We start from the raw sequence: 12,354 nt of genomic DNA, 5'->3' as shown, positions 1-12,354 counted from the left end.
ACCGCTGTCCCCGCGAGTGCCGGATCTGACCCAATGCGCCTAGTTTGCCCGAATTGTGACGCTGAATACGAAGTAGACGCATCGGCAATCCCCGACACCGGCAGGGATGTTCAATGCTCGAACTGCGGTCATGCCTGGTTCCAGATGTCGCCGCGCGTCGAAGAAGAACTCGCGGCCGAAGAGGCACTGTTCGACCCGCCGCCGCCCCTGCCGCAAGACAGCGACGAGGACGAAACTCCCCCCGCCGCCTCGCCTGCCGCCGACCTGCCGCCGCGCACGCTGGACGAAAGCCTGCTCGCCGTCTTGCGCGAAGAGGCAGAGCGCGAAACAAACGCGCGCCGGTCCGAAGCGCCGCCGGTCATCGAGACGCAGGACGAGCTCGGGTTGACCGAACAAGGTGTGACCTCGGGATCAGCCCAGGCCGAGCCTGACCCGGTGTCAGAGCGTATCGCGCGGATGAAAGGGCTTGCCTCGCCCCCGCCCAAGCCGCAATCACGGCGCGAGATGCTGCCCGAGATCGACGAGATCAACACCACGCTGCGCGCCAGCAGCGAACGCCGCAGCGGCGAGGCGGGCGCGGTGACCGACAGCCTGCCCGCAGCAAAAGGCGCGGCTTCGTTCCGCAGCGGCTTTCTGCTGATGATCCTTCTCGCGCTGGCGATCATCGCGCTTTACATGATGGCCCCGAAACTGGCCGAGCAGATTCCGGCGGCCAAGGGCGCGCTTCAGACCTTTGTGGCGCTGGTCGATGCCGCGCGGCTCTGGCTTGACGGGCTTTTGGACAAGGCGACCGGCTGGATCGGCGGCAAGGCGAGCTGACGCGGCTTTTGGGCCTGCGGCGGCATCACCAGCGCTTCAAGGCATCCTCATCGGCGTCCTTGGCGGCCACCCATTCCGCCCCGTCGGCGTGGATTTCCTTTTTCCAGAACGGCGCGCGGGACTTCAGGTAGTCCATCAGGAATTCCGCCGCCGCAAAGGCATCGGCCCGGTGCGGCGCGGCGGTGGCGACCATCATGATCGGCTCGCTTGCGCGCAGCACACCGTGGCGATGGATCACCAGCGCATCCAGCAAGGACCAGCGCGTGCGCGCCTCTTCCATGATCGCGCCGATCGCGCGTTCGGTCATGCCGGGGTAATGCTCGATCTCCATCGCGGCCAAGGCGCCGCCATTGTCCCGCACAAGGCCGGTAAAGGTGACAACCGCGCCCGCGCCCGGAACCATCTGGGCAAAGGCATTGGCCTCTGCACCAAGATCGAAGGCGGCTTGCTGCACAACCAGCCGCATGGCTCAGCCCCCCGTCATCGGCGGGAAGAAGGCCACCTCGCGCACCCCGGCCAAGGGGGCGGAGAACTCCGCCAGTTCCTGATCCACGGCGACACGCAGGCTGGTCTTGTCGGCAAAGGCCAGAGCATGGCCGTCTGACCGGGCTTCAAGCTCAGCCATCAGATCGGCCACCGTGGCCGCAGAGCTCTCCACCCGCTCGCGGTTGGTGCCGATGCGTTCGCGCAGCCAGGCAAAGTAAAGCACGTCGATCATTTGTCATCCCTGAGCAAAGGCAGAGATTTGCGGAAGTATTCCCACCCCGTCAACGCCGTCAGAAAGGCGGCCACCCACATCAGCACCAGCCCCACATCTCCGGCAAGCGAAGCACAATCGCGCTTGCCACAGGCCCGGACCGGATCGGCCAGACCCGCCATCACGGCCTCGGCATATTGTTCGGTGGTCATGCCTTTCATGGCGACGCCATTCAGATATTCCAGCCCGGTGCCAAGAAACATCACCGCAATCGCCACCATCTGCGCCGTGGTCTTCCACTTGGCCAGCTTTGTCACCTTCAGCGTGCCCGCCGCCGCCCCAAGATATTCCCGCAGACCCGAGACAAAGACTTCGCGGAACAGGATCACCGCTGCCGGCAGGATGAGCCAGGGGTTCATGCCATTATAGCCGGTAATGACCATGATCGCGATGACAACCATCGCCTTGTCGGCAATCGGATCCAGCATCGCGCCGAACTTGGATTCCTGCTTCCACAGCCGCGCCAGATAGCCGTCAAACCAATCGGTGACGGCCGCCCCGACAAACAGCGCCAGAGCGAACCAGTCGGCCCAGGGCCGGTGGAAATAGAGAAACATCACCGCCACACCGGGGGCCGCCAAAAGGCGCAGGACAGTCAGCGAATTGGGCAGGTTCCATATCATGGCCCAAGTGTTAGCGAATGCTTTGACCGGGGGGAAGGGTCAAGCAGGGCCTTGCCCGAAATGCCTGACCCGGCCAAGGCCGCGCAGGACGCGGTCCCGCCGGCGCGCGCAGCGCCGCCATCCCGCTCAGAACACCACGAACTCGGCCGCGGTCAGGGCAAGGCCGGCCTGCAAGGTGGCAAACCGTACTGCCGCCACCCCGCCCGCCCCGTCGGCATCGAAGAACAGACCTCCCGTCGATGGATCCCACAGGATCCTGTCCGAGGTATCAGCGGCCCCCAGCGCCAGGTTCTTGAAGCGCGTCTCGGTCAACAGCCCTCCGGCCAGCCCGGTAAAGACCGCGTTGGAAAGGGCGATGACATCATCGGCCATCGCATAGTCGGTGATCCGGTCGATGTTGGCCGTGAGGGCGACGTCAAAGACAAAGCGGTCGGCATCGCCGCCCCCGCTCAGCACATCGTTGCCGGCCCCACCGCGCAGCGTGTCGGCCCCGAAACCGCCCAACAGCACATCTGCCCCGGCATCGCCGCGCAAAAGATCGGCACCGTCTTCGCCCGACAGGCTGTCCGATCCGGCCCCCCCGGCCAGAATGTCGTTGCCCACGCCGCCACCAAGCGTGTCAGCGCCTTCGCCGCCGTTCAGGTTGTTATTGCCCGCGCCGCCGTCGAGGCGGTCCGACCCGGTTCCGCCGATCAGCCGGTCATTGCCGTCTTCCCCGAACAGCGAATCTGCCCCCGCGCCACCGCCCAGCACATCATCGCCCAGTCGCCCGGAAATCTGATCCGCCGCACCCCAGCCGTTCAGGACATTGGCGACGGCGTTGCCGGTGATGGTGTCGGCATAGTTGCTGCCCTCGACATTCTCGATGTTCAGCAGGAAATCCCGCGCCATCGAAATGTGGACCTCGGTCATGTCCAGCGTGACGAAAGCCGAGAACGGGCTGTTCGGATCGTTGGGGTTCACCACGCGGCTGAGATCAATGGTGACAGCAACCGGAAACTGCTCCGGCTCGCTCGGCCGCTGGGCAAGGAAGCGATAATCCACCGTGTCGATGCCGTCACCGCCATCCATCAGGTTGAAGCCGCCCGCCGCCGTCATCGCGTCATTGCCCGCCCCGCCATAAAGGCTGTCGTCGCCATATTGCGCGCCCGGCACCAGCGCATAGTCGTCATCCCCGACCAGCGTATCGTTGCCGCCCCAGCCGACCAGCGTGTCCTCGCGGTCCCCGCCGCGCAGGATGTCTTGGCCGTCGCCCGCACTGATGTTGTCGGCCCCACCGCCGCCGCGCAAAAGGTTGTTGCCATCGAAGCCCCAGATCCGGTCATCCATGAGGCTGCCGTCGATGGTGTCATTGCCCGCACTGCCGTTCAGGGTGATGCGGTCGAATTCGCCCAGCCAGTTGTTCCAGTTGACGAATGCCACCGTCGACAGGTTCATCACATTCGATCCGGCAGCCATGTCGACCCGCAGACTGTCACGGCTGATCGAGCCGGCCTCGATGGTCTGAACCGTGCTGGAACCCCCGACCTGACTGGAGTTCAGCACGATCTCGCCCCAGATGATGCGAATGGCCTCGATGTTGTAGAAACTGACCCCGGTGTAGAACACCGGCACCGGCACGCTGAGGCCGGTCGAAAAGGTGCCGGTCAGCGCCCAGGTGTCGACGTTCGCGCCGCCGTCGATGTAATCGCCGGCGGTATAGCCGACAATCAGGTCATTGCCCGACCCACCATAAAGATCATCCGCCCCGTCGCCACCGTTCAGCGTGTCATGGCCGGCATTTCCGTAAAGCGCATCCGACCCGCCCAGGCCCGAAAGGGAATCCTCGCCGCCAAAGCCGTCGAGAACCTCGGTGCCGGCATTGCCGGTCAAGATGTCATTGCCGCCGAACATGATCTCGTTCAGCGGCATCTCGCCGAACTGGAAGCTGTTGGCAAAGGCGTTGATCGGATTGATGGCAACCGTGGTCTTGTTGGAATTGATGGCAAAGCTGAGACCGTCGACATAGTTGTAGACCTTGCCGGTGGCGTCGATGACCTCGATCCGGTTGATGAGGCTGCCGGCCTGCACATAGGTGCCGGTGCCGCTGGGCGTGACATCGGTGACAAAGTTGAAATGCCCGTAGACCCGGAAGAACAGCGGCGGAAATCCGGGAACCGCCGTCATCTGCATGGTCAGGTAGTCCATTTCGACAAAACTGCCGTTGAACCCGCGCGAGACCATCTCGACGATGGGGGCCGAGAGCCAGTTGTTCATTGCCAGTTGGGAAAAATAGGTGCTGCCGTCGGGGCTGCGATTGAGAACCTGAAAGCTTGCCATGGGAAAGACCTTGCGCTGCGCCCGAAACCGTCGGGGGATAACGCAGGCAAACTAGGCGGACGGCAGCGCGGGCCGCATACCGCAAATGATGTAAGGGTGCGATTTTATGCAAGGGTTTGGCCGGACAGAATGTCGCAGGCCTGTCGCGGAATTTCAAATTCCAGTTATTGAATTTGTATTGCGGCGATGCTAGATGATTGAGACCCTGATCCTTGGAGCAATCAATGAACCTCGACCGGACCGTTACGCTTTTCGCTGGCTGCATGGTGCTTTTGTCGGTGATCCTGACGCAGTTCGTCAGCCCCTACTTCCTGTGGTTCACCGTCTTCATTGGCGCGAACCTGATCCAATCCTCGCTGACCGGCTTCTGCCCGGCGGCCTCGATCTTTCGCAAGTTCGGCATCAAGACCGGCTGCGCCTTCGGCTGATCGCGCGCCATCCGCGACCAAAGGAAAAGGCACCCCCGGGGGTGCCTTTTGCATTCGGACCCGACGGGCAAAGGTCAGTTCAGGAAACCGCCGTCGCTGTCGTCGCCGGTTTCCTCGAGCAGGCGGTCGAAGTCGGCCACCTTGACATGGCGCTTGCCCTCCAGGCCGATCACCCCGTCACGCTTTAGCGCGCTCATCTGCCGGCTGACGGTTTCCAGCGTCAGGCCAAGGTAATCGGCCATTTCCTCGCGCGTCAGCGGCAGATCGAAGGTCACGACACCCTTGGTCGCGCGCAGCTTCAGGCTGGCATCGCGGCGGGCAATGATGGACAAGAGCGAGGCGATCTTTTCGCGCGCGGTCTTGCGGCCCAAAAGCAGCATCCATTCGCGCGCGGCATCCAGCTCATCCAGCGTCATTTCCAAAAGCCGCTGCGCGACATGTGGCGTCTTGGACATCAGCTCTTCGAAGGGCTTCTTGCGGAAGCAGCACATCACCAGATCGGTCGCCGCCGTCACGTCATAGGCCGCCGATTGCCGACCCGGACGCCCGACGAAATCGGACGGCAGCAAAAGCCCCACCATCTGCCGCCGCCCGTCCTCCATGGTCTGGGTCAGCGTGGCGATCCCGGTCACGACCGAGGCCACGAAATCCATCCGGTCGCCGGACCAGATCAGGGTCTGGCCGGCCTGATAGCTGCGGTAATACTTGATCTGCTCCAGCTGCTGCAGCTCGTCGGCATCACAGCGCGCGCACACGGCGCGATGGCGAATCGGGCAGGAGCCACAATCATGCGACAAAAGCTGCAAGTCCTGATGCGACATCCGGTCCCAATCCAGTTGATCTGCGTCAATGCGACAGGTGTTTTACATCTTTAGGTTACCCCAATGACCATTGAATCGCAACTCATGCGGCTGGGGCTTTTTGACGCCCGCGTGCCCAGATACACCTCCTATCCCACGGCGCCCCATTTCGCGGGTGGGGTAGGCCCGGAGACCTTTGTCCAATGGATTCAGGCCATTCCGGCGCAGAGCGAGATCTCGCTTTACCTGCATGTGCCGTTCTGCCGCCGCCTGTGCTGGTTCTGCGCCTGCCGCACGCAGGGCACCTCCAGCGACACGCCGGTTCTGGCCTATGCCAAGGTGCTGAAAGCCGAAATCGCGCTGCTGAAGCGCCACCTCGCGCCGGGGGTGAAGCTCAGCCGCCTGCACTGGGGCGGCGGCACGCCCACGCTTCTGCCCGCCGATTGCATGCGCGATCTGGCCGCGACGGTGTTCGAGGCCGTGCCGATGGCCGAAGGGGCCGAGTTCTCGGTCGAGATCGACCCGAATGAAATCGACGCCGCACGGCTGGATGCGCTGGCCGCTGCCGGCATGAACCGCGCCTCGATCGGGGTGCAGGATTTCGACCCCGAGATCCAGAAAGCCATCGGCCGCGAGCAGAGCTATGAGCTGACCAAACAGGTCGCCGACATGATCCGCGACCGTGGCATCAAGAGCCTGAACGCCGACATCCTTTATGGCCTGCCGTTCCAGACCAACGAACGCATCGCCGATTCGGTGCAGAAGCTTCTGACGCTCAGCCCCGACCGGGTGGCGCTTTACGGCTATGCCCATGTGCCATGGATGAGCCGCCGCCAGCAGATGATCCCGTCGGACGCCATGCCCACCCCGCAAGAGCGGCTGGCGCTGTTCGAAACCGCCCGGCAGCTGTTCGTCTGGGACGGCTATGACGAAATCGGCATCGACCACTTCGCCCGCCCCGAGGATGGCATGGCCAAGGCCGCCAAGGCCGGCACGCTGCGTCGCAATTTCCAGGGCTATACCGACGACACCGCTCCGGTCTTGGTCGGGCTGGGCGCCTCGTCGATCTCGCGCTTCCCGCAGGGATTTGCGCAGAACGCCTCAGGCACCGCAGACCATACCCGTGCCATTCGCGAGGGGCATTTCTCCACCCACCGCGGCCATGTGTTCACGCCCGACGACGTGATGCGCGCCCGGATCATCGAGGCGTTGATGTGCGATTTCCGCGTCAACCGCGAGGAAATCCTCAGCCACTTCGCCGTGACGCCCGAAGCCTTGCAGGCGATGTTCCGGGCCGCCGCCGATACCTTTGGCGACATGGTGACGCTGGATGACACCGGGCTTGCCATCCCGCCGCACGCCCGCCCGCTGACGCGGATGGTGGCGCGGGCCTTTGACGCCTATGACCAGTCGAAGGCCAAGCATTCGGCGGCAATCTGAGGAGTTTGTCGTGAAACCGCCGGCGGGTGAACCCGCGCCGGTGGCGCGGAACCACCCAGCCTGCGGCAATGGCTTGGCGGGGGTAGCCTGGGGGATTCACCCACCGCTGGGGGCAAAGCTTTCGACGTATTCCACCATCGCGGGCAGACAGATCGACTTCAGATCATAACCTTCCAGAATGGTCTGGCGCGCGGCGCGGCGGATATCCTCGAATTTCTCGGGCCGGGCCAGCGCCTTGACCAGTGCCTTGGACCAGGCCTTGACGTCGAAGAAATCTACCAAAGTGCCGTTCTCTCCGTCCCGGATCAGTTCACGCACCGGCGCGGTGTCAGAGCCGACGACATGCGCGCCGGCGGACATTGCTTCCAGCATCGACCATGACAGCACAAAAGGATAAGTCAGATAAGCGTGGGCGCGGCTGACCTGCATCAGATTGACAAAGACCGGATAGGGCACCTTGCCCAGGAAATGCACGCGGGACAGGTCGATCTGATCCTTCACCTCGTTCAGGAACACATCCTTCCAGCCCTTCGCCCCCTTCGGCGCCGAGCCATAGCTGACCTCGTCGCCGCCAACGATCACCACCTGTGCTTCGGGTCGCTGCTTCATCACCTGTGGTAGGGCGCGCATGAAGGTGTGATAGCCGCGATAGGGCTCAAGGTTGCGGTTGACGAAAGTCAGCACCTCATCCCCCGCCCGCAGCACCGCTCCGGTCGGCAAGGCCACCTGCGCGGAATCGTCGGGGCGCATCACCGCAGTATCCACCCCGTCGAAGATCACCTCGATGCGGTCGCGCAGCACTTGCGGATAGGTCGAGGCCTGCCATTTCGTCGGCGACAGCCCGGCATCGGCGTGCAAGAGCGCCTGGCCCAGATGCGTGGTGCGGCCCTGTGCGATCATCACCTGATCGAATGCGGGCTTGGTGAATTCCGGGTCGAAGCCCACGTCGGCGCCGCGCCCCTTGTAGTAGAACTCGGCATAGACGATCAGCCGGGCCTCGGGCCAGACCTCTTTCAGGAACAGCGTCTCGCCCCAGCCGGAATGGCCAAAGATCACATCCGGCATATAGCCCTTTTCGCGCAGTTGCAGGCAGGCGCGGGCAGTGACGACGCCGCGGTCGCTCATCGTGGTATAGTTGCGCCCCAGCCGCGTCGCCACCGGATCGACCGGCGGCGCTTCGTATTTGTAGCGGAAGGCCTGGGTCTTGAACTGGCGGGTATTGGCCGCATCGGTCAGCGCCCTGACCTCATGGCCGCGCTGTTCCAGCTCGGGTGCGAGATGCAGGAACTGGCCGGGAAAATTCTGGTGAACGAACAGGATCTTCATGCATTTTCCCCAAAGGCGGCTGCGAACAGCGTGCGGGTGTAGTCGGTCTTGGGTGCCGAAAACAGCGCCTCGCCCGAGCCCGCCTCGACGATATCGCCATCCTTCATCACCAGAACCTTGTGCGACAAGGCCCGGACCACCCGCAGGTCGTGACTGATGAAGATGTAGGCCAGACCCCATTTGCGCTGCAATTCGCGCAGAAGTTCGACGATCTGCACCTGCACCGTCATGTCCAGGGCGCTGGTCGGCTCGTCCAGCACCACCAGTTTCGGCCGCAGGATCATCGCGCGGGCGATGGCGATGCGCTGGCGCTGGCCGCCGGAAAACTCGTGCGGATAGCGGGTCATGGTGGCGGGGTCGAGGCCGACCTCGGTCATGATTTCGGCTACCATCTCGCGCCGGTTGCGCCCGGGTTCAAGGCCGTGGATGCCCAGGCCTTCGGCGATGATCTCTTCGGCGGTCATGCGCGGCGACAGGCTGCCGAACGGGTCCTGGAACACGATCTGCAGATCGCGCCGGATGCCGCGCAGCTCGCGGCCCAGAAGCGTGCTGATCTCGCGGCCCAGCAGAGTGATGCGGCCTTCGGACGGGATCAACCGCAAGAGCGCCAGCGCAATGGTGGTCTTGCCCGATCCGCTTTCGCCGACGATGCCAAGGGTTTCCCCGGCCCGCACCGACAGCGTCGCATCATTCACCGCCTTCACATGGCCCACAGTCCGGCGCAGAAACCCGCGCTGGATCGGGAACCAGACCCGCAGATGACGGGCATGGATCACCTCCGCCGCGGTCTCTGCCACCGGCTCGGGCCGGCCCTTGGCTTCTGCCGCCAGAAGCGTCCGGGTATAGGAATGCCGGGGGTTGCCAAAGACCTCGGCCGTCGGCCCGGCCTCGACGATCTCGCCGCCCTGCATCACGCAGACCTTGTCGGCAATCCGCCGCACGATGTTCAGGTCATGGGTGATGAACAGCATGCTGAGCCCCTCGGAGGCCTTCAACTCTGCCAGAAGCTCCAGAATTTGCGCCTGTACCGAGACGTCCAGCGCCGTCGTGGGTTCATCGGCGATCAAAAGCTCCGGCCCGTTGGCCAGCGCCATGGCGATCATCACGCGCTGGCGCTGCCCGCCGGACAACTGGTGCGGATAGGCCGTCAGACGCTCTTGCGCGTTGCGGATGCCGACCTTGTCCAGCAGGGTCAGCGCGCGCTGCCGCGCGGTCTCGCCCTCCAGCCCCTGATGCAGCGCAAGGCTTTCGCAGATCTGCCGCTCGATGGTATGAAGCGGGTTCAGCGAAGTCATCGGTTCCTGAAAGATGAAGCTGATGTCGTTGCCGCGCACCACCCGCAAGTCACGCTCCGAGGCGCCGATCATCTGGCGGCCCAGATAGGTGACAGAGCCCTCCACCGTAGCGTTGTCCGACAGAAGCCCGACGGTCGACAACGCCGTGACTGATTTGCCCGACCCGCTTTCACCGACCAGGGCCACGGTTTCCCCCTTGGCCACGGCAAAGGACACGCCCTTGACCGCCGGGATCAGACGCCCGTCCTGACGGAAGCTGACGCGCAGCCCTTCGACATTCAGAACCACCGTCATTGGAAGGTCTTCCTTGGGTCGAAGGCATCGCGCACGCCTTCGAAGATGAAGACCAGCAGCGACAGCATGGTGGCGAAGGTGAAGAAGGTGACAAAGGCCAGCGATGGCATTTGCAGGTTCTGCTGCGCCTGCCGCGACAACTGGCCAAGCGAGGGCAGTTCCGGTGGCAGGCCGAAGCCGAGGTAGTCCAACGCGGCCAGAGAGCCGATGGTGCCGGTGACGATGAAAGGCATCATGGTCAGCGTCGCCACCATGGCATTCGGCAGCACATGGCGGAAGATGATGGTGCGGTCGGGCACGCCCAGCGCCCGGGCAGCGCGGACATATTCGAAGTTGCGGGCGCGCAGGAATTCAGCCCGGACCACGCCGATCAGCCCGGTCCAGCCAAAGGCCACCATGATCGCCACCAGAAGCCAGAAGCTGCGGTCGAAGGCGGCAAAGAAGATGATGATGACGTAAAGCGTCGGGATGCCGCCCCAGATCTCCAGAAAACGCTGGAAGATCAGGTCCACCCGCCCGCCGAAATACCCCTGCACCGCCCCCGCCGCGATGCCGATGACCGAGGTGAGGGCCGAGACCATCAGCGCGAACGCCACCGACAGGCGGAAGCCGTAGATCACGCGGGCCAGCACATCGCGGCTGGCGTCATCGGTGCCAAGCCAGTGATCGCCATCGGGGGCGGAGGGGGCCGCCTTGCCGCCCAGATCGTTGATCGTGTTGTAGGAATAGGGGATCGGCGCCCAGATCATCCAGCCCTTTTCAAAGCCCTCGATCATCGTATCAAAACTGCCGGCCGCCACCGCTTGCGCGATGCCTTCAGGGTCATCGAAACACTCGACCAACCCGCCGGTGACGATCAGGCATTGCACCTCCGCCGAGCGGTAGTTCGCCTCGGTCTGGAAATCGCCGCCGAAGTCCTGTTCGGAGTAGAACCGCAGGAAGGGCGCATGCAGCGCGCCGCGATAGCTGACCAGAAGCGGCTTGTCATTGGCCAGAAGCTCGGCAAACAGCGTCACGCCAAACAGCACCGCAAAGAGGATCAGGGACCAGAGCGCCCGGCGGTTGGCCTTGAAATTGCGCCAGCGGCGCTGGTTCAGAGGGGAAAGCGCCATCACTGCCTCCGCTCGAAGTCGATCCGGGGGTCGACCCAGACATACATCAGGTCCGACAGGATGCCGACGACAAGGCCGATCAGGCCAAAGGCAAAAAGCGTGCCGAAAATCACCGGATAGTCGCGTTCGACCGCCGACTTGAAGCCCAGCTGCCCCAGCCCGTCCAGCGAGAAGATGGTCTCGATGATGATGGAGCCGCCGAAGAACACCGCGACGAACAGCGACGGGAAACCCGCAATCACGATCAGCATGGCGTTGCGGAAGACATGGCCGTAAAGCACCTGCCGCTCTGACAGGCCCTTGGCGCGGGCGGTCATGACATAGTGCTTCTTGATCTCGTCCAGAAAGCTGTTCTTGGTCAGCAGCGTCAGCGTGGCGAATGAGGAAATCGTCGAGGCCACCACCGGCAAGGTGATGTGCCAAAGATAATCCAGGCCCTTGCCGACCAGGGACAGCTGCTCCCACCCCGGGCTGGTCAGGCCGCGCAGCGGAAAGATCTTCCAGTAGGAGCCACCGGCGAACAGCACCAGCAGGAGGATGGCGAACAACAGCCCCGGAATGGCATAGGCCGCGATGATGATGCCACTGGTCCAGCTGTCAAAGCTGGAACCGTCGCGCACCGCCTTGCGGATGCCCAGCGGGATGGAAATGAGATAGGCGATCAGCGTCGACCACAGGCCAAGGGTGATCGACACCGGCATCTTCTCGACGATCAGGTCGGTGACGGAAGCCGAGCGGAAGTAGCTGGTGCCAAAGTCGAAGCGCAGGAATTTGCCCATCATGATGGTGAAACGCTCCCAGGCGGGGATCATTTCCTTTTCGCAATCCTTCGCCTGCGCCAGCAGGTTGCCGCTGTAGCCTGCCGGGCAGTTGAACCGGGCAAAGCCGAACTCCACCTCCAGCTTGGCGCGGAACTCGGGCGGCAGCCCGCGCGAGCCGACATAGCCCGAATCCGCGCCGGGGTCTTCGCCGCTGGCCCCGGTCACCGCCTCGATCGCGTCGCCGCTGCCTTCCAGCTTGGCCTCGATCTGGTCGAAGGGGCCGCCGGGCACAAGCTGTGTCAGGGCAAAGTTGATGAGCATGATCCCGAACAGAGTCGGGATCACCAGCAGGATTCGGCGCAGGATATAGCCGCCCATCG

12 protein-coding genes and 1 pseudogene are annotated in these 12,354 nt (G+C 63.7%); 4 read left to right on the top strand and 9 right to left on the bottom strand.

What is annotated here, in order from left to right:
• Positions 1-33: 33 nt before the first annotated feature.
• Both G4Z14_RS19215 and G4Z14_RS06305 read left to right on the top strand, forming a co-directional pair.
• Positions 34-129: pseudogene (locus G4Z14_RS19215) on the top strand (DUF7836 family putative zinc-binding protein); the annotation flags it as partial.
• 15 nt (positions 130-144) lie between these two features.
• The gene (locus tag G4Z14_RS06305; RefSeq protein ID WP_227751576.1) at positions 145-819 is read left to right on the top strand and encodes a hypothetical protein; all 675 of its coding nucleotides are present in this window, start codon (positions 145-147) and stop codon (positions 817-819) included.
• 25 nt (positions 820-844) lie between these two features.
• Here G4Z14_RS06305 and G4Z14_RS06300 read toward each other — a convergent pair whose 3' ends face one another.
• The 4 genes from G4Z14_RS06300 to G4Z14_RS06285 form a co-directional block, all read right to left on the bottom strand.
• Positions 845-1,285, bottom strand: a complete 441-nt coding sequence (locus tag G4Z14_RS06300; protein WP_164623930.1) for a molybdenum cofactor biosynthesis protein MoaE — start codon at positions 1,283-1,285, stop codon at positions 845-847.
• A 3-nt stretch (positions 1,286-1,288) separates the two neighbouring features.
• Positions 1,289-1,537 (bottom strand): molybdopterin converting factor subunit 1, encoded by a 249-nt coding sequence (gene moaD, locus G4Z14_RS06295; protein ID WP_227751558.1) that lies wholly within the window; start codon positions 1,535-1,537, stop codon positions 1,289-1,291.
• A complete protein-coding gene (gene pgsA / locus G4Z14_RS06290) occupies positions 1,534-2,199 on the bottom strand; it encodes a CDP-diacylglycerol--glycerol-3-phosphate 3-phosphatidyltransferase (RefSeq protein WP_164623929.1) in 666 nt (221 codons plus the stop codon). Before pgsA ends, moaD begins: the two co-directional genes overlap by 4 nt.
• Positions 2,200-2,325: 126 nt before the next feature.
• Complete coding sequence (locus G4Z14_RS06285; RefSeq protein ID WP_164623928.1) at positions 2,326-4,518, bottom strand: calcium-binding protein; 2,193 nt, start codon at positions 4,516-4,518, stop codon at positions 2,326-2,328.
• Positions 4,519-4,742: 224 nt separating this feature from the next.
• Here G4Z14_RS06285 and G4Z14_RS06280 point away from each other — a divergent pair, with 224 nt between their 5' ends.
• On the top strand, positions 4,743-4,946 hold the full coding sequence (locus G4Z14_RS06280) for a YgaP family membrane protein (RefSeq protein ID WP_164623927.1): 204 nt from the start codon (positions 4,743-4,745) through the stop codon (positions 4,944-4,946).
• Between the two features lie 74 nt (positions 4,947-5,020).
• On the opposite strand, the gene fnrL is transcribed toward G4Z14_RS06280, so the two are convergent.
• Positions 5,021-5,767: a transcriptional regulator FnrL gene (gene fnrL / locus G4Z14_RS06275; protein WP_164623926.1), complete on the bottom strand. Its 747-nt coding sequence runs from the start codon at positions 5,765-5,767 to the stop codon at positions 5,021-5,023.
• 63 nt (positions 5,768-5,830) lie between these two features.
• Between fnrL and hemN the strand changes: the two genes are divergently transcribed.
• Entirely contained in the window at positions 5,831-7,186 is a 1,356-nt protein-coding gene (gene hemN, locus G4Z14_RS06270; RefSeq protein WP_164623925.1) for an oxygen-independent coproporphyrinogen III oxidase, read from the top strand.
• Between the two features lie 96 nt (positions 7,187-7,282).
• On the opposite strand, the gene G4Z14_RS06265 is transcribed toward hemN, so the two are convergent.
• From G4Z14_RS06265 to G4Z14_RS06250, 4 genes are read right to left on the bottom strand one after another with little or no spacing between them, the layout of a single operon-like run.
• A complete protein-coding gene (locus G4Z14_RS06265) occupies positions 7,283-8,512 on the bottom strand; it encodes a glycosyltransferase family 4 protein (protein ID WP_164623924.1) in 1,230 nt (409 codons plus the stop codon).
• On the bottom strand, positions 8,509-10,101 hold the full coding sequence (locus tag G4Z14_RS06260) for an ABC transporter ATP-binding protein (protein WP_164623923.1): 1,593 nt from the start codon (positions 10,099-10,101) through the stop codon (positions 8,509-8,511). Before G4Z14_RS06260 ends, G4Z14_RS06265 begins: the two co-directional genes overlap by 4 nt.
• Positions 10,098-11,213, bottom strand: coding sequence for an ABC transporter permease (locus G4Z14_RS06255; RefSeq protein ID WP_164623922.1), 1,116 nt, complete (start codon positions 11,211-11,213; stop codon positions 10,098-10,100). The genes G4Z14_RS06260 and G4Z14_RS06255 overlap by 4 nt, the downstream gene beginning before the upstream one ends.
• The gene (locus G4Z14_RS06250) at positions 11,213-12,352 is read right to left on the bottom strand and encodes a microcin C ABC transporter permease YejB (protein WP_164623921.1); all 1,140 of its coding nucleotides are present in this window, start codon (positions 12,350-12,352) and stop codon (positions 11,213-11,215) included. Before G4Z14_RS06250 ends, G4Z14_RS06255 begins: the two co-directional genes overlap by 1 nt.
• Positions 12,353-12,354: the final 2 nt, after the last annotated feature.

It is taken from the genome of Tabrizicola oligotrophica (assembly GCF_011008935.1).
GTDB classification, from domain to species: domain Bacteria; phylum Pseudomonadota; class Alphaproteobacteria; order Rhodobacterales; family Rhodobacteraceae; genus Tabrizicola_A; species Tabrizicola_A oligotrophica.
This window is presented reverse-complemented; position numbering and strand designations above follow the sequence as displayed.

Coding starts and splice junctions, on each gene's coding strand:
- G4Z14_RS06250 (WP_164623921.1), bottom strand. CDS start 12,352: ATGGGCGGCTATATCCTGCGCCGAATCCTGCTGGTGATCCCGACTCTG.
- hemN (WP_164623925.1), top strand. CDS start 5,831: ATGACCATTGAATCGCAACTCATGCGGCTGGGGCTTTTTGACGCCCGC.
- moaD (WP_227751558.1), bottom strand. CDS start 1,537: ATGATCGACGTGCTTTACTTTGCCTGGCTGCGCGAACGCATCGGCACC.
- pgsA (WP_164623929.1), bottom strand. CDS start 2,199: ATGATATGGAACCTGCCCAATTCGCTGACTGTCCTGCGCCTTTTGGCG.
- fnrL (WP_164623926.1), bottom strand. CDS start 5,767: ATGTCGCATCAGGACTTGCAGCTTTTGTCGCATGATTGTGGCTCCTGC.
- G4Z14_RS06280 (WP_164623927.1), top strand. CDS start 4,743: ATGAACCTCGACCGGACCGTTACGCTTTTCGCTGGCTGCATGGTGCTT.
- G4Z14_RS06300 (WP_164623930.1), bottom strand. CDS start 1,285: ATGCGGCTGGTTGTGCAGCAAGCCGCCTTCGATCTTGGTGCAGAGGCC.
- G4Z14_RS06285 (WP_164623928.1), bottom strand. CDS start 4,518: ATGGCAAGCTTTCAGGTTCTCAATCGCAGCCCCGACGGCAGCACCTAT.
- G4Z14_RS06265 (WP_164623924.1), bottom strand. CDS start 8,512: ATGAAGATCCTGTTCGTTCACCAGAATTTTCCCGGCCAGTTCCTGCAT.
- G4Z14_RS06255 (WP_164623922.1), bottom strand. CDS start 11,213: ATGGCGCTTTCCCCTCTGAACCAGCGCCGCTGGCGCAATTTCAAGGCC.
- G4Z14_RS06260 (WP_164623923.1), bottom strand. CDS start 10,101: ATGACGGTGGTTCTGAATGTCGAAGGGCTGCGCGTCAGCTTCCGTCAG.
- G4Z14_RS06305 (WP_227751576.1), top strand. CDS start 145: ATGTCGCCGCGCGTCGAAGAAGAACTCGCGGCCGAAGAGGCACTGTTC.